The organism is Enterobacter cloacae complex sp. P40C2 (assembly GCF_014930695.1).
Taxonomy (GTDB): Bacteria; Pseudomonadota; Gammaproteobacteria; order Enterobacterales; family Enterobacteriaceae; genus Enterobacter; species Enterobacter pasteurii.
In genome coordinates, this window is sequence record NZ_JADBRP010000017.1 from 55,484 (window position 1) to 71,226 (window position 15,743).

General features: G+C 57.3%; 12 protein-coding genes. 5 read left to right on the forward strand and 7 right to left on the reverse strand.

Features of this window, described 5'->3' with window-relative positions; all coding sequences use genetic code 11:
• The first annotated feature begins 22 nt into the window (after positions 1-22).
• Both panS and IM304_RS21170 read left to right on the forward strand, forming a co-directional pair.
• On the forward strand, positions 23-967 hold the full coding sequence (gene panS, locus IM304_RS21165; protein ID WP_193356412.1) for a ketopantoate/pantoate/pantothenate transporter PanS: 945 nt from the start codon (positions 23-25) through the stop codon (positions 965-967).
• A gap of 50 nt (positions 968-1,017) precedes the next feature.
• Positions 1,018-1,290, forward strand: a complete 273-nt coding sequence (locus IM304_RS21170) for a DUF3811 domain-containing protein (RefSeq protein ID WP_193356411.1) — start codon at positions 1,018-1,020, stop codon at positions 1,288-1,290.
• Here IM304_RS21170 and rluF read toward each other — a convergent pair whose 3' ends face one another.
• A complete protein-coding gene (rluF, locus tag IM304_RS21175) occupies positions 1,291-2,163 on the reverse strand; it encodes a 23S rRNA pseudouridine(2604) synthase RluF (protein ID WP_193356410.1) in 873 nt (290 codons plus the stop codon).
• 198 nt (positions 2,164-2,361) lie between these two features.
• Here rluF and IM304_RS21180 point away from each other — a divergent pair, with 198 nt between their 5' ends.
• On the forward strand, positions 2,362-2,664 hold the full coding sequence (locus IM304_RS21180; protein ID WP_193356409.1) for a type II toxin-antitoxin system RelE/ParE family toxin: 303 nt from the start codon (positions 2,362-2,364) through the stop codon (positions 2,662-2,664).
• A gap of 6 nt (positions 2,665-2,670) precedes the next feature.
• Complete coding sequence (locus IM304_RS21185; RefSeq protein ID WP_193356408.1) at positions 2,671-2,958, forward strand: addiction module antidote protein; 288 nt, start codon at positions 2,671-2,673, stop codon at positions 2,956-2,958.
• Here IM304_RS21185 and IM304_RS21190 read toward each other — a convergent pair.
• Positions 2,955-4,586, reverse strand: coding sequence for a Na/Pi cotransporter family protein (locus IM304_RS21190; protein ID WP_193356407.1), 1,632 nt, complete (start codon positions 4,584-4,586; stop codon positions 2,955-2,957). The two genes, IM304_RS21185 and IM304_RS21190, sit on opposite strands and share 4 nt — an antisense overlap.
• A 114-nt stretch (positions 4,587-4,700) precedes the next feature.
• Positions 4,701-8,384, reverse strand: a complete 3,684-nt coding sequence (metH, locus tag IM304_RS21195; RefSeq protein ID WP_193356406.1) for a methionine synthase — start codon at positions 8,382-8,384, stop codon at positions 4,701-4,703.
• Positions 8,385-8,577: 193 nt separating this feature from the next.
• Here metH and iclR point away from each other — a divergent pair, with 193 nt between their 5' ends.
• On the forward strand, positions 8,578-9,405 hold the full coding sequence (gene iclR / locus IM304_RS21200; RefSeq protein WP_193356405.1) for a glyoxylate bypass operon transcriptional repressor IclR: 828 nt from the start codon (positions 8,578-8,580) through the stop codon (positions 9,403-9,405).
• 68 nt (positions 9,406-9,473) lie between these two features.
• On the opposite strand, the gene aceK is transcribed toward iclR, so the two are convergent.
• The 4 genes from aceK to metA form a co-directional block, all read right to left on the reverse strand.
• The gene (gene aceK, locus IM304_RS21205) at positions 9,474-11,213 is read right to left on the reverse strand and encodes a bifunctional isocitrate dehydrogenase kinase/phosphatase (RefSeq protein ID WP_193356404.1); all 1,740 of its coding nucleotides are present in this window, start codon (positions 11,211-11,213) and stop codon (positions 9,474-9,476) included.
• 111 nt (positions 11,214-11,324) lie between these two features.
• Positions 11,325-12,629: an isocitrate lyase gene (gene aceA, locus IM304_RS21210; protein WP_193356403.1), complete on the reverse strand. Its 1,305-nt coding sequence runs from the start codon at positions 12,627-12,629 to the stop codon at positions 11,325-11,327.
• A 31-nt stretch (positions 12,630-12,660) separates the two neighbouring features.
• A complete protein-coding gene (gene aceB / locus IM304_RS21215) occupies positions 12,661-14,262 on the reverse strand; it encodes a malate synthase A (RefSeq protein WP_193356402.1) in 1,602 nt (533 codons plus the stop codon).
• A 270-nt stretch (positions 14,263-14,532) separates the two neighbouring features.
• Positions 14,533-15,462 (reverse strand): homoserine O-succinyltransferase, encoded by a 930-nt coding sequence (gene metA, locus IM304_RS21220; RefSeq protein ID WP_193356401.1) that lies wholly within the window; start codon positions 15,460-15,462, stop codon positions 14,533-14,535.
• Positions 15,463-15,743 lie beyond the last annotated feature (281 nt).

The window sequence follows — 15,743 nt, forward strand, 5'->3', positions numbered from 1 at the left end:
ACAATACTGCAAGGAATCCACTATGTTATCCGCCATCACCCGGCTGTTCCCGTTATGGGCGCTGCTGCTCTCCGTACTCGCGTACTACACCCCCACCACGTTCACCGGCATTGGTCCGTGGGTAACCACGCTACTGATGCTGATTATGTTCGGCATGGGCGTACATCTTAAAATCGACGACTTTAAGCGCGTGCTTGCGCGTCCGGCCCCGGTTGCCGCAGGGATTTTCCTGCACTATCTGGTGATGCCGCTTGCGGCGTGGCTGCTGGCGATGGCCTTCAGGATGCCGCCGGACCTCTCCGCCGGGATGGTGCTGGTGGGCAGCGTAGCCAGCGGTACGGCCTCTAACGTGATGATCTATCTGGCGAAAGGGGATGTCGCGCTCTCCGTCACCATCTCGTCCGTTTCGACGCTGGTGGGCGTGATTGCCACACCGCTGTTAACCCGCCTGTACGTGGATGCGCATATCCAGGTGGACGTGATGGGCATGCTGCTGAGCATTCTGCAAATCGTGGTGATCCCGATCGCGCTGGGGCTTATCATTCACCACCTGTTACCGCGTGTGGTGAAGGCCGTTGAGCCGTATCTGCCCGCGTTTTCGATGGTCTGCATTCTGGCCATCATCAGCGCCGTGGTGGCGGGTTCCGCATCGCACATCGCATCCGTGGGCTTTGTAGTGATTATCGCGGTGGTGCTGCACAACACCATCGGCCTGCTGGGCGGATACTGGGGCGGGAGGCTGTTTGGCTTTGACGAATCCACCTGCCGCACGCTGGCGATCGAAGTGGGAATGCAAAACTCTGGCCTGGCGGCGGCGCTTGGCAAAATTTACTTCTCGCCGCTGGCGGCTCTGCCGGGGGCGCTATTCTCCGTCTGGCACAACCTGTCCGGTTCGCTGCTGGCGGGCTACTGGTCCGGCAAACCGATTGACGAACAAGCGAAAAAAGATGCGGTGAAGCAGGGTTAATTTACGCGGCTTGCTTTACACTGAAGCCTCCCCATCAGGAGGCTTCAGCAATGGCTACACCACGATTGACCCAGAAAGACATGACGGAAGCCGAGCAGCGCGAACTAAAAACGCTTCTCGACCGCGCCCGCATCGCGCATGGCCGCACGCTGACCAACGCCGAAACCAACCAGGTTAAAAAAGAGTACATCGATAAACTGATGGCACAACGTGAAACCGCGGCGAAAAAGGCCCGCAAGCTGAAAAAAGAGCAGGCTTACAAGCCGGACGCAGAGGCGACCTTCTCCTGGTCCGCCAGCACATCAACCCGTGGAAGGCGCTAATCAGCGCCCTTTCTTTTTACGCCCCGGCTGGGTAAAGCGTTTTCCGTTACCCGGCTTGCCTCGCCCTTTCTCTTCCGCCTGCGGCGCCTTAACCACCGGACGCTTAACCGCCTGCGTTTTCGGTTTGGCTTTGGCTTTCGGCTTCGCTTCTGACGAGGAGTTCTCGATAAGTTTGAACAGCTCAATCAGCTCATCGTCCGTTAAGTCACGCCACTCGCCCAGCGGGATCCCGGACAGGCTGACGTTCATGATGCGGGTGCGTTCCAGCTTCGTTACTTCATAACCGAAGTATTCGCACATGCGGCGGATCTGTCGGTTTAAGCCCTGCACCAGAGTAATGCGAAACGCGAACGGCGCTTCTTTCCTCACCTTACACTTCTTCGTCACGGTGCCCAGAATTGGCACGCCTGCGCCCATTCCGCGAATGAATTCGTCCGTGACCGGCTTGTTCACCGTAACGATGTACTCTTTTTCATGGTCGTTACCGGCACGCAGGATTTTGTTCACCAGGTCGCCGTGGTTGGTGAGAAAAATCAGCCCCTGAGAGTCTTTATCCAGGCGGCCAATCGGGAAAATACGGCTGCTGTGGTTCACGAAATCAACAATGTTGTCCCGCTCGCCATCTTCCGTGGTGCTGACGATACCAACCGGTTTATTCAACGCGATAAACACCAGGTCTTCGGCATCACGCGGTTCGATGACCTGACCATTCACTTTGACCACGTCGCCAGGCACCACCTGATCGCCGATGGTGGCGCGTTTGCCGTTCAGAAACACGTTACCCTGTTCAATGTAACGGTCAGCCTCGCGACGTGAGCAGATCCCGCTCTCGCTAATGTATTTGTTTAATCGGGTTGATTGAGTTGGCAGCATAGTTTCTCCTGTGAAGGGCGAAATATACCTTAGGTTAAGGCAGGAAAAAAAGATTAGCCGACGGTAACTGAGACGGGTTTTTTAATTTGCGAGACGCTTTCAGGTCTTAGCGTCCTGTCATTTACCGGTGTGCTCGCTCCTTTTAGTTTTTACTCTCCAGGAACAATCGATTGTTGTTTATAAACTACAGGGAGTAATATGAAGGAGATCGTTCAAACAGAATCCTTCCGACGCTGGGAGCAAAACTTAAAGGATCGGCGGGCAAGGACGATTATTGCTTCCCGGCTCTTCAGGCTGGCGAATGGCTTACAGGGAGACAGCAGACCTGTAGGTGAAGGAATAAGTGAACTGAGGATCCATTTTGGTCCGGGTTACAGGATCTATTTTAAGTCTCAGGGTAACTGCATCATCGTGCTGTTATGTGGTGGTGACAAAAGCAGCCAGCAAAAAGACATACTGATGGCAAAAATGCTGAGCAAAATGGTCGAACTGCAGGAGTGAATGAGCATGCATAAATTAACACCCTACGATCCCGCAGCTGCGCTGGTGGATGACGAGGAAATCGCCGTATTTATGGCTGATGCATTAGAAACCGGTGACTCAGCGTATATTGCTAAAGCGTTGGGCGTTGTCGCGCGAGCGAAAGGAATGTCGACCATTTCGCAGCAGACTGGCTTATCACGAGAGCAGCTTTATCGTTCATTCAGTGATAAGGGAAACCCAACGCTCAAAACCACGCTGGCGGTCATGAAAGCATTGGGCCTTGGGCTAACAATTAAGCCGGCCCGGGATTAATACTCATCCCGCTGGTCGTCTTCATCCGGCTGTTCCATCACGCTGTACGCCACGGCGCAGAACAGCGAGTTGAGGCGCTTCATATCTCCCAACAGCCCCAGGTGCAGGGAACTGGTCTCGATACTCTGCACGTTTTGCTGATGCAGGCGCTCAACGTGGGCGTGCGAGTAGCGCCGGTTAAGGATGCGGAAACGATGCTTGTTGCGGCGCAGGCGCCGCGCGCTCGGCACGTCGCTGGAGAAGAAGACCGACATCGCCAGCTTCAGGTTACTCACCAGCTGTTCGTGCAGCGCTTCCAGCTCCTTCAGCCCTTCAACGGAAAAGGCTCGACGCGCGGCCAGGGATTTGTCCGCGATTTCGCTGCCCATACGCTCGACGATATCCGAGGCCTGTTCCAGGTTCAGCGACATCTCAATGATTTCCGCCCAGCGGCGGGACTCTTCTTCCGCCAGCTCGTCCTGCGGAATGCGCGCCAGATAAAGCTTGATGGCGGTGTACAGCACGTTGATATCGTCCGCCAGCCTGCGCAGCTCTTTCTCCTGCCGCGGCTCGCCGTGCATCACCTTTTGCAGGCCTTCGAGCATGGTTTCCATCGCATCGCCCATGCGCAGCGTTTCGCGGGCGGCATTGGCGATGGCCAGCGCGGGGGTATCCAGCACCGAGGTGTCCAGATGCTTCGGCTTAAGGCGCGCGTCCAGCTCCGGTTCATCACGAATTAGCCGCTCGCAGAAGCGGGCCATCGGCGCGGCAAACGGCACCATCGCCAGGCAGCGCACCAGGTTGTAGAAGACGTGGAAGTAGATCACCAGCTCCGACTTTGGCAGAGAGAGGTTATCCATCAGGTTCGCCAGCGGGTGCACAAACGGCAGAATAATCAGGCTGCCCACCAGCTTAAACAGCAAACTTCCCAGCGCCACGCGGCGCGCAGCGGCATTGGCAGCGCTGTTGTTGAGCATCGCCAGCAGGCCCGAGCCGAGGTTGGTGCCGATCACCAGACACAGCGCGACGGGGAAAGAGATGGCCCCTGCGGCGGTGAGCGTGGCCGTCAGCAGCACTGCCGCCAGGCTGGAGTAGCTGACGATGGCAAACACCGCGCCGATGAGCGCATCCAGCATAATATCGCCGGTTAACGAGGCGAAAATGACCTGCACGCCGTTGGCCTGGGTGATAGGCGTGACCGCCTGCACAATCAGCTCCAGCGCCAGCAGAATCAGCCCGAGGCCAATACCGACGCGACCGAGCTGCCCGGCGCGGCTTTGCTTACGGCTGAGGAAGAAGATGACGCCGATAAAAATCAGCAGCGGCGACAGCCAGGAGAGATCGAAGGTGAGGACACGCGCCATCAGCGCGGTACCGACGTCGGCACCCAGGACAATGACCAGCGCCGGGGCGAGCGCCACCAGATCCTGCGCCACGAAAGAGGTGACGAGCATGGTGGTGGCATTGCTGCTCTGCACCAGCGCCGTCACGCCAATGCCCGCGCAGAAGGCGAGCGGCTTCTTCTCAACGCTGCCGCTAAGAACGGTACGTAAGCGCGCGCCGAACACGCGCATCACGCCGGTACGGACAATATGGGTGCCCCATACCAGCAGTGCGACTGCCGAGAGCAGGTGTAACAACGTCAACACGGAAGGTGTTCCTCCTTATCGTTATTCGTTTTTATGATTCAGTATAAGGGTTTAAACGTAAGAAAGAGACAAGGCACCCTAGCGGTGCCCTGTTTGTTGTAAGGAAAAGTGACGTTAGTCCGCGTCGTAGCCTAAATTTGGCGCGAGCCAGCGCTCTACCTCTGACACGCTCATGCCTTTGCGCCGGGCATAATCTTCAACCTGATCGCGCTGAAGCTGCGCCACGGCGAAATACTTGCTGTCCGGATGGCTGAAATACCAGCCCGAAACGGACGCCCCCGGCCACATGGCGAATGACTCGGTGAGCTTCATGCCGGTATGCGCTTCTACGTCGAGCAGTTTCCAGATGGTGCCCTTCTCCGTATGTTCCGGGCAGGCCGGATAGCCCGGCGCCGGGCGGATGCCCTGGTAGTTTTCCCGGATCAGATCCTCATTGCTGAGATTCTCGTTCGCCGCATAGCCCCAGTACACCTTGCGCACGCGCTCGTGCAGATACTCGGCGAAGGCTTCCGCCAGGCGGTCGGCAATCGCTTTAACCATGATTTTGTTGTAATCATCGTGCTGCGCGTCGAACGCGTCCGCCAGCGCGTCTTCTTCCAGACCGCCGGTTACCGCAAACGCACCGATGTAGTCGGCTTTACCACTCAGCTTCGGCGCGACAAAATCCGCCAGGCAGTAGTTGGCAAAGCCCACTTTCTCCGTTTGCTGGCGCAGGTGATGGCTTACTGCCAGCACGTGGGTACGGGTCTCATCGCGATAAATTTCCACGTCGTCGCCCACGCGGTTCGCCGGGAAGAGGCCCACCACGCCGCGCGGATTAAGGGCTTTTTCTGCGCTCAGTTTGTCGAGCATGTCGTTGGCGTCTCTGAACAGGCGCTTCGCCTCTTCGCCTACCACTTCATCTTCAAGGATGCGCGGATATTTGCCCGCCAGCGACCAGGTCATAAAGAACGGCGTCCAGTCGATGTAGTTACGCAGCGTCTCGATGCTGGCGGTGACGTCCTGCACGCCCAGACGGTGCGCAACCGGCGGCGTATAGCTGGACCAGTCGAACGCCAGATCGTTATCCCGCGCCGCCTGAAGTGAAACAGGCGGCGTGCGCGGTTTTTTACGGCCGTGCTGAATGCGGACGGTTTCATACTCTTTGCGGGTGCGCGCCACGAAGTCATCGCGCTGGGTGTCGGAGAGCAGCGCGGAAACCACGCCAACGGTGCGCGAAGCGTTCTGCACGTAAACCGTCGGGCCGCTGTAGTTCTGTTCGATTTTCACCGCCGTATGCGCTTTCGAGGTGGTCGCCCCGCCAATCAGCAGCGGAATGGTAAAGCCCTGACGCTCCATCTCTTTTGCAACGTTGACCATCTCGTCCAGCGACGGGGTGATTAGCCCTGAGAGGCCAATCAGATCGGCGTTCACCTCGCGCGCGGTCTTGAGGATTTTATCCGCCGGAACCATCACGCCTAGATCGATAATCTCGTAGTTATTGCACTGCAGCACCACGCCGACGATGTTCTTGCCGATGTCGTGCACGTCGCCCTTCACGGTGGCGATGACCATCTTGCCGTTGCTGGAGCCTTTCTCTTTGCTGGCTTCGATAAACGGCTCCAGATAAGCCACGGCCTGCTTCATGACGCGGGCGGATTTCACCACCTGCGGCAGGAACATTTTGCCCTCGCCAAACAGATCGCCGACCACGTTCATGCCGTCCATCAGCGGCCCCTCGATCACCTCAATCGGGCGGGCTGCCTGCTGACGCGCCTCCTCGGTATCCTGCTCGATGAACTCGGTAATGCCTTTCACCAGCGAGTATTCCAGACGCTTTTTCACGTCCCAGGCGCGCCATTCGGCCTGCTGAACGTTGGCTGATTCGTCAGATTTACTGCCGCGGTATTTTTCCGCCAGCTCCAGCATGCGTTCGGTTGCGTCGTCACGACGGTTGAGGATCACATCTTCCACCGCATCGCGCAGCTCCGCTGGCAGATCGTCGTAAATCGCCAGCTGCCCGGCGTTAACAATCCCCATGTCCATCCCGTTGCGGATGGCATAGTAGAGGAACACGGCGTGGATTGCTTCACGCACCGGGTCGTTACCGCGGAACGAGAACGACACGTTCGACACGCCGCCGGAGATCAGCGCATGCGGCAGCTCGCGCTTAATATCTTCACACGCCCCGATAAAGTCCTGGGCGTAGTTATTGTGCTCCTCGATGCCGGTCGCGACGGCGAAAATATTCGGGTCGAAGATAATGTCTTCCGGCGGGAAGCCCACCTCTTCGGTCAAAATCTTGTACGCGCGGCGGCATATCTCGATTTTGCGCTCGCGGGTATCCGCCTGGCCCACTTCGTCGAAGGCCATCACCACCACGGCGGCACCGTAGCGGCGGACCATCTTCGCGTGGTGGATAAAGATATCAACACCCTCCTTCATGGAGATGGAGTTAACGATGCCTTTACCCTGAATGCACTTCAGCCCCTTTTCGATCACTTCCCATTTGGAGGAGTCAATCATGATCGGCACGCGGGCGATGTCCGGCTCGCCGGCAATCAGGTTGAGGAAGCGCACCATCGCCGCTTCGGCGTCGAGCATCCCCTCGTCCATGTTGATATCGATGATCTGCGCGCCGCTTTCCACCTGCTGGCGGGCAACGTCCAGCGCTTCGCTGTACTTCTCTTCTTTGATCAGGCGCTTGAATTTAGCGGAACCGGTAACGTTGGTACGTTCACCCACGTTCACAAACAGGCTGTCGTCGCCGATGGTCAACGGCTCCAGGCCGGAAAGGCGACAGGCAACGGGAAGCTCCGGCAGCTTGCGCGGCGGCAACCCGGCCACCGCATTGCTCATGGCGGCGATGTGCTCCGGCGTGGTACCGCAGCAGCCGCCAACGATGTTCAGGAAGCCGGACTCGGCCCACTCGCGGATTTGCGCCGCCATGGTGTCGGCATCCAGATCGTACTCGCCAAACGCGTTCGGCAGGCCGGCGTTCGGGTGCGCCGTGACGTAACACTCCGCAATGCGCGACAGCTCCTGCACGTACTGGCGCAGTTCGTCTGGCCCCAGGGCGCAGTTCAGGCCAAAGGAGAGCGCCTCCGCGTGGCGCAGCGAGTTGTAGAAAGCTTCCGTTGTCTGGCCGGACAGGGTACGGCCGGAGGCGTCGGTAATGGTGCCGGAAATCATGATCGGCAGATCAACGCCCAGCGCCTCGAACTCCTCCTTCACCGCGTAAATCGCGGCTTTGGCGTTGAGGGTGTCGAAGACGGTTTCAATCAGGATCAGGTCGGAGCCGCCCTCCACCAGCGCTCTGGTCGATTCACGATAGGCCGCGACCAGCTGGTCAAAGGTAATGTTACGGAATGCCGGGTCATTGACGTCCGGTGAAATCGACGCGGTGCGGTTGGTGGGACCAAGCACCCCGGCAACGTAGCGCGGCTTGTCCGGCGTGCGCGCCGTCCACTCATCGGCACAGGCGCGGGCGAGTCTGGCCGCTTCAAGGTTGATCTCCGCCGACAGGGATTCCATCCGGTAATCCGCCATGGCGATGGTTGTCGAGTTAAAGGTGTTGGTCTCAACGATATCCGCCCCCGCTTCGAAGTAGGCGTTGTGGATATCCTTAATCACGGACGGCTTGCTGAGCACCAGCAGGTCGTTGTTGCCTTTCAGGTCACAGGGCCAGTCGGCAAAGCGTTCGCCGCGGAAATCGTCTTCGCTCAGATGATAGCCCTGGATCATGGTGCCCATGCCGCCGTCCAGCACCAGAATTCGTTCATTTAACTGCGCACGCAGTTGCTCTACTTTGCTGCTCACACTTGCTCCCGACAACGCTCAACATGGCCAATAGGCTGCATTCCATACTGGCATAATCTCGCAGGGCCGAAAAGCCACACGGCGGTAACATGAGACATGTTCACCATCACTCCTCCGATCAGTCAGGATAACGGTTGCAAAACCACCAAATAAAACGAAAATGATTTCCACGATACAGAAAAAGGAGTTCGTCATGGTTACGACCGTTCCCGCCAAACGCGGCAGAAAACCTGCCGCCAACCCTGCCGCACAGCCCGGCGGACAGGTTCGATCCCTGACCCGCGGCCTGAAGCTTCTGGAATGGATAGCCGAATCGCACGGCAGCGTGGCCCTGACGGAGCTGGCGCAGCAGGCGGGATTGCCGAACTCCACCACTCACCGCCTGTTAACCACCATGCAGCAGCTGGGCTTCGTACGTCAGGTGGGCGAGCTGGGACACTGGGCCGTTGGCGCGCACGCCTTTATCGTTGGCAGCAGCTTCCTGCAAAGCCGCAACCTGCTGGCCATTGTCCACCCGATTCTGCGCAAGCTGATGGAGGAGTCCGGCGAGACGGTAAATCTCGCGGTGCTGGACCAGAGCGACCATCAGGCGATTATCATCGACCAGGTGCAGTGCACGCAGCTGATGCGTATGTCCGCGCCGATAGGCGGCAAGCTGCCGATGCACGCCTCCGGGGCGGGAAAAGCGTTTCTCTCGCAGCTGAGCGAGGAGCAGGTGACGGGGCTGCTGCACCGCAAAGGGCTGCACGCCTACACCCACGCCACGCTGGTGTCGCCGGTTCATCTGAAGGAAGATTTGGCCCTGACCCGCAAGCGCGGCTATTCGTTTGATGATGAAGAACATGCCCTCGGGCTGCGCTGCCTCGCGTCCTGTATCTTCGACGAGCACCGCGAGCCGTTTGCCGCCATTTCTATCTCCGGCCCCATTTCACGTATGACCGATGACCGGGTAACCGAGCTAGGCGCGCTGGTCATTAAGGCGGCGAAAGAGGTCACGCTGGCGTACGGCGGGATTCGCTAGGATTGAGGGCGGTCTGATGTCCTCACTCGGGTCCTCTCCCACAGGGAGAGGGAGAAAACATGATGCCCTTACCCTGCGGGAGAGGGAGAAAACCGTACGCAAAACCGCTGCTTGCGGCGGTAAGCGTAGACGTCTTCCACATGTCCGTTTTTAATCCGCGTTTGCAGCCCGCGCCAGTAGCTGGCCCGAAACAGGTCGGCATGCATCTCTTCAAATAACGGTGCAATGCGCGGGTCCGCACATAGCCAGTGGCGAAACTCTTCGGGAAACACATCACCCGGCGAAACGCTGTACCACGGCTCGGCGGAAAGCTCGTCATCCGGATACCGGGGCGGCGGTATGTCGCGGAAATTCACCTCGGTCATATAGCAAATTTCATCGTAATCGTAGAACACAACCCGCCCGTGGCGGGTGACGCCGAAGTTTTTAAACAGCATATCGCCCGGAAAAATATTGGCGGCGGCAAGCTGGCGAATCGCGTTGCCGTACTCCTCAATGGCATCACGCAGTGCCTGGCCTTTGGACTGCTCCAGCCAGATATTCAGCGGCACCATGCGGCGCTCTATATAGAGATGGCTTATCACGATTTTGTCACCAAGATCGGTGATTTTGCCGGAGGCTTCCTGCATTAACAGCGACATGAGCGCCGGGTCGATTTGCTGCTTGTCCAGCACAAAGTTTTCAAACTCCTGGGTATCGGCCATGCGCCCGACGCGATCGTGCTCTTTAACCAGCTGGTAGCAGGCGCGAACGTGGGCTGCGGTCATCTCTTTCTGCGGGGCGAATGTATCCTTAATCACCTTAAACACCCGGTCAAAGCCCGGGAGCGTGAAGACCAGCATCACCATGCCGCGGATTCCCGGCGCTTCGATAAACTGCTCATCGGCCGTCGTGACGTACCGCAGATACTCCCGGTAGCTTTCCGTTTTGGCGTGCTTCTGGCAGCCAATCGCCATATACAGCTCGGCGGTGGTTTTGCCCGGCAGGATCTCCCGCAGCCACTCCACCAGCGCGGCGGGCAGCGGGGCGTAAACCATAAAGTAGGAGCGGGCGAAGCCAAATACGATACTGGCCTCGGCGCTGGTGGTCAGGCAGGTATCGACAAACAGTTCGCCCTCGTCGGTACGGTGGATGGGTAACAGAAACGGCACGATGGCTGTTGGCGTAACCAGTTTGCCGACCAGCCAGGCGGCTTTATTGCGGTAGAATAGCTCGTTGGCCACCTGCAAATGGCTGCGGCTGAGCACCTGCCCGCCGAAGGTTTCGCTGAGATGCGCATGGATATAGCCGACATCACGGGATTTATTCTCCCAGGGCAGACGTAGCGGCAAATCCGTTAAGATGCGGTGCAGCAGCTTTTCCCATCCGCGGTCGGGGAAAAAATCTTTCGCCAGCGGGCGCGGAATGGTGCGAAAGCGTCGCTCGGGCTGGGAGCTGAAGATAAATAACCGCTCAGGAGATAACGAGCGGTGGTCAAATAACCGGCAATAGACGGAGTTAAAAAAGCTCTCCGCAATTTCGAAGCGAGGGTAGTCCGGCAGCAGCCGGGTATAGTGCTCTTTGACGCGCAGTAAAAATTCCGCGTCCGGGCTTTTACCGTCGGTAATACAGCGCAGCTGCTCCACCACCAGACCCACGTGGTGGTCGTAGAGATGGATACGCTGCTTCATGGCCTGCTGAACCGCATGCCAGTCTGCATGTTCGAAGCGCTGCTGCGCGCCGGATGTCACTTCCAGAAAACGGCCATACTGGGCATCGAAGCCCTGCAAAATGGTTTGGGCAATCAGTAATTCCAGACCACGCGACATAGATTCCTCCTCACCCTAGCCCTCTCCCCAAAGGGGAGAGGGAACGGTCTGGTGCGAATCTGTTTTCCCCCCTCGCCCCTTCGGGGAGAGGGCCGGGGTGAGGGGGGAAAATCAGAACTGCGCTTCTTCAGTTGACCCCGTTAAGGCGGTGACGGAAGAGGTGCCGCCCTGAATGATAGTGGTCACGTTATCGAAATAGCCCGTCCCGACTTCCTGTTGGTGCGAGACGAAGGTATAGCCCTCTTTACCCGCGGCGAATTCCGGCTGCTGCACCTTCTCAACATAGTGCTTCATGCCTTCGCCCTGCGCGTAGGCGTGCGCCAGGTCGAACATGTTGAACCACATGCTGTGGATACCCGCCAGGGTGATGAACTGGTACTTGTAACCCATATCCGACAGCTGCTGCTGGAAGCTGGCGATGGTGGTATCGTCCAGATTCTTTTGCCAGTTGAAGGATGGCGAGCAGTTATAGGCCAGCAGCTTGCCCGGATATTTCGCATGAATGGCGTCGGCGAAGCGCTTCGCCAGCGCCAGATCCGGCGTGGAGGTTTCACACCAGACCAGATCGGCATACGGCGCATACGCCAGGCCGCGGCTGATCGCCTGTTCGATACCGGCATGGGTGCGGTAGAACCCTTCGCTGGTGCGCTCGTCGGTGATGAACTCGCTGTCGTACGGGTCACAGTCAGAGGTGATCAGATCCGCCGCGTCCGCATCGGTACGGGCAATAACCAGCGTTGGCACGCCGAGCACGTCCGCGGCCAGACGCGCGGCAACCAGCTTCTGAATCGCTTCCTGGGTCGGCACCAGCACTTTCCCGCCCATGTGGCCGCACTTCTTCACCGACGCCAGCTGATCCTCGAAGTGAACGGCCGCTGCACCAGCCTCAATCATCGATTTCATCAGCTCGAAGGCGTTCAGCACGCCGCCGAAACCGGCTTCCGCATCCGCGACGATAGGCAGGAAGTAGTCAATAAAGCGCGGATCGTTAGGTTCGATACCCGCGGCCCACTGGATCTGATCCGCACGGCGGAAGGTATTGTTGATCCGATCCACCACCGACGGTACGGAGTTAGCCGGGTAGAGGGACTGATCCGGGTACATGCTGGAGGCCAGGTTGGCGTCAGCCGCAACCTGCCAGCCGGAGAGATAGATAGCCTCAATACCGGCCTTCGCCTGCTGCAGCGCCTGGCCGCCGGTCAGCGCACCGAGGCTGTTGATATAGCCCTTTCTGGCGCCCCCGTGCAGCAGATCCCACATTTTCGCCGCGCCGTTCTGCGCCAGCGTGCATTCCGGGTTAACCGAGCCGCGTAACTTCACCACTTCCTCTGCGCTATAGGGACGGCGGATGCCTTCCCAGCGCGGTTGAGTCCACTCTTTCTGTAATTCTTCGATTTGTTGGGTACGGGTTTTCATGTGCAGATGCTCCATATTGTTATGTGGTGAATTACGCCAGGAAGCGGTAGCCCGGCAGGGTCAGGAAGTCGATTAACTCATCCGACGTGGTGATTTGCTCCATCAGGCGCGCGGCATCGTCAAAGCGCCCGCTGCTGAAGCGATGCTCGCCCAGCTCGTCCTGGATCACCCGCATCTCTTCGGCCAGCATCTGGCGGAACAGCGCTTTCGTTACCGGCTTGCCGTTGCTGAGCGTCTTTTGATGGTGGATCCACTGCCAGATTGAGGTACGTGAAATTTCCGCCGTCGCCGCATCTTCCATCAGGCCGTAGATCGGCACGCAGCCGTTACCGGAAATCCACGCTTCGATGTACTGAACGGCGACGCGAATGTTAGCGCGCATTCCCTCTTCCGTTCGTTCACCTGCACACGGTGCCAGCAGGTGTTCTTCAGCGATGGGGGCATCGTCTTCACGCGTAACAAAAAGCTGGTTTTTATTGTCACCCAGCACGCGGTTGAAAACCTCCATCGCCGTATCGGCCAGGCCCGGGTGAGCGATCCACGTCCCGTCATGGCCATTGCGGGCTTCCAGCTCTTTATCGGCTTTCACCTTGTTGAGCACCTGATTGTTGCGTTCCGCGTCTTTGCTCGGGATAAAGGCCGCCATGCCGCCCATCGCAAATGCGCCGCGTTTGTGACAGGTCTTGATCAGCAGGCGCGAGTAAGCGCTGAGGAACGGCTTATCCATAGTGACGACCTGGCGATCCGGCAGCACCCGATCGGCGTGATTTTTCAGGGTCTTGATATAGCTGAAAATGTAGTCCCAGCGTCCGCAGTTCAGGCCCACAATGTGGTCGCGCAGCGCATGAAGGATCTCGTGCATCTGGAATACGGCAGGCAGGGTTTCAATCAGCAGCGTGGCCTTAATGGTGCCGCGCGGCAGGTTGAAGCGGTCTTCTGCGTAGCTGAACACTTCACTCCACCACGCCGCTTCCTGCCAGGACTGGGTTTTCGGCAGATAGAAATAGGGTCCGCTGCCTTTCGCCAGCAGGTTTTTATGGTTGTGGAAGAAGTAGAGCGCAAAGTCGAACAGGCTGCCCGGAATCGCTTCTCCGCGCCACGTGACGTGTTTTTCAGGCAAATGCAGACCGCGTACGCGGCAGACCAGCACTGCCGGATTAGGTTTGAGCTGGTAAATTTTACCGGCTTCATTGGTATAGCTGATGGTACCGTTTACGGCATCGCGCAGGTTGATCTGCCCGTCGATAACTTTCCGCCAGTCCGGCGCGAGGGAGTCTTCGAAGTCCGCCATAAACACTTTGACGTTCGCATTCATGGCGTTGATCACCATCTTACGCTCTACCGGACCGGTGATCTCAACGCGACGATCCTGTAAATCTTCAGGTATACCGCGGATTTTCCATTCGCCTTGCCTAATGGAAGCGGTTTCCGAAATAAAACCAGGCAACTTGCCGTTATCGATTTCCTGCTGTTGATGAATACGTGCCGCCAGCAGCTTGTTGCGATGCGGGGTAAAGCGGGTCACCAGCTCAGTCAAAAATTCGACGGCTTCTGTCGTTAAAACGTGTTGTTCCTGCTCGCCGTATGGCTGGGTAAAGGCCAGTTCATCCGCAGTGGTTGCCTGTTGATTCATTACGTTGCTCCTCGTCAAAGATCCAAATTCACGCTCCCAATGCGAGCGAAAGATCGTTGTGTAGTTTTCGCTCAGCAGAATTAAGACTATCTATATTTTTTCTAAAATCAAAAACAATTTCCATTTTAATAAAATATTGTAGATAACCTGTTGATTAACAATAAATTAAAATTTCATTACTTGTTGAGCGGTATTTCGGAAATAAAAAAGGCACCCGAAGGTGCCTGTTTTGAACAGCTGAAACGCTTTAGGATCGTTTAACGCAGAAGATTACTCCAGCGTCGGATTCATGTGGCGCAGATCGTATGGCGTGATTTGGTAGACGTAATAGTTGAGCCAGTTGGTAAACAGTAAATTGCCATGGCTGCGCCAGGTAGCTCTCGGTTTGTTCTGCGGATCGTTTTTTGGGAAATAGTTGTACGGCACTTCAGGATTAAGGCCCGCTTCGACATCACGGAAATACTCTGACGCGAGGGTGTCCGGATCGTATTCCGGATGGCCAGTCACAAACGCGATGCGCTTGTCCCGGCTGGCAAACAGGTAAGCATTGCCCTCTTCCGTTTCGGCCAGGATCTCCAGATCGGTGTAGTCGCGGATCAGCTGCGCCGGGAAATCAGCATAGCGGGAGTGCGGTGCCAGGAAGGAGTCATCGAAACCGCGCGTCAGCAGCGCGTGAGGGTGAAGAATGTGGTGTTCATAAACGCCAGAAAGCTTTTCGGTTCGGGTTTGCTTAGGGATGCCGTAGAGAATATTCAACGCGGCCTGAACTGCCCAGCAGACAAATAGTGTGGACGTGACGTGATCTTTTGCCCACTCCAGCACCTGCCTGATCTGCGGCCAGTAGGCAACGTCATTAAATTCTACCAGCCCCAGCGGAGCGCCGGTGACGATCAACCCGTCGAAGTTCTCCTCGCGAATGTCGTCAAAATTACAGTAGAAGTTATTCAGATGCTCAGCAGGCGTATTGCGCGATTCACGCGCGTCAATGCGCAGCAGCTGGATATCAACCTGAAGCGGAGAGTTCGAAAGCAAACGCAGGAACTGGTTCTCCGTTTCGATCTTCTTTGGCATCAGATTAAGAATCAGTACCTTCAGCGGGCGAATTTCCTGACCTGTAGCGCGTGAAGCCGTCATCACAAAGACGTTTTCTTCACGTAAGAAATTGACGGCTGGTAGCTCGTCCTGCACCCGAATCGGCATAACCTTAAATCCTCACAGCATACGTATAAACGTTTAGACATCCAGACAGCTAACGATAACCAGATTTGGCTGGAATGTCGAGTCTGCAAGCGAAAGGTGAGAAAGTTTCAAGGAGGGGATGGTGCGGTCTGACGCCCTCTTTCACAGGAAGAGAGGAAAGCCCAAAGCAAAAAACCCCGCACCTTACGGTACGGGGTTCTTCTTGATTGATGCCTGGCAGTTCCCTACTCTCACATGGGGAGACCCCACACTACCATCGGCGCTACGGCGTTTCACTTCTG

Coding starts and splice junctions, on each gene's coding strand:
- panS (WP_193356412.1), top strand. CDS start 23: ATGTTATCCGCCATCACCCGGCTGTTCCCGTTATGGGCGCTGCTGCTC.
- IM304_RS21170 (WP_193356411.1), top strand. CDS start 1,018: ATGGCTACACCACGATTGACCCAGAAAGACATGACGGAAGCCGAGCAG.
- rluF (WP_193356410.1), bottom strand. CDS start 2,163: ATGCTGCCAACTCAATCAACCCGATTAAACAAATACATTAGCGAGAGC.
- IM304_RS21180 (WP_193356409.1), top strand. CDS start 2,362: ATGAAGGAGATCGTTCAAACAGAATCCTTCCGACGCTGGGAGCAAAAC.
- IM304_RS21185 (WP_193356408.1), top strand. CDS start 2,671: ATGCATAAATTAACACCCTACGATCCCGCAGCTGCGCTGGTGGATGAC.
- iclR (WP_193356405.1), top strand. CDS start 8,578: ATGGTTACGACCGTTCCCGCCAAACGCGGCAGAAAACCTGCCGCCAAC.
- aceK (WP_193356404.1), bottom strand. CDS start 11,213: ATGTCGCGTGGTCTGGAATTACTGATTGCCCAAACCATTTTGCAGGGC.
- aceA (WP_193356403.1), bottom strand. CDS start 12,629: ATGAAAACCCGTACCCAACAAATCGAAGAATTACAGAAAGAGTGGACT.
- aceB (WP_193356402.1), bottom strand. CDS start 14,262: ATGAATCAACAGGCAACCACTGCGGATGAACTGGCCTTTACCCAGCCA.
- metA (WP_193356401.1), bottom strand. CDS start 15,462: ATGCCGATTCGGGTGCAGGACGAGCTACCAGCCGTCAATTTCTTACGT.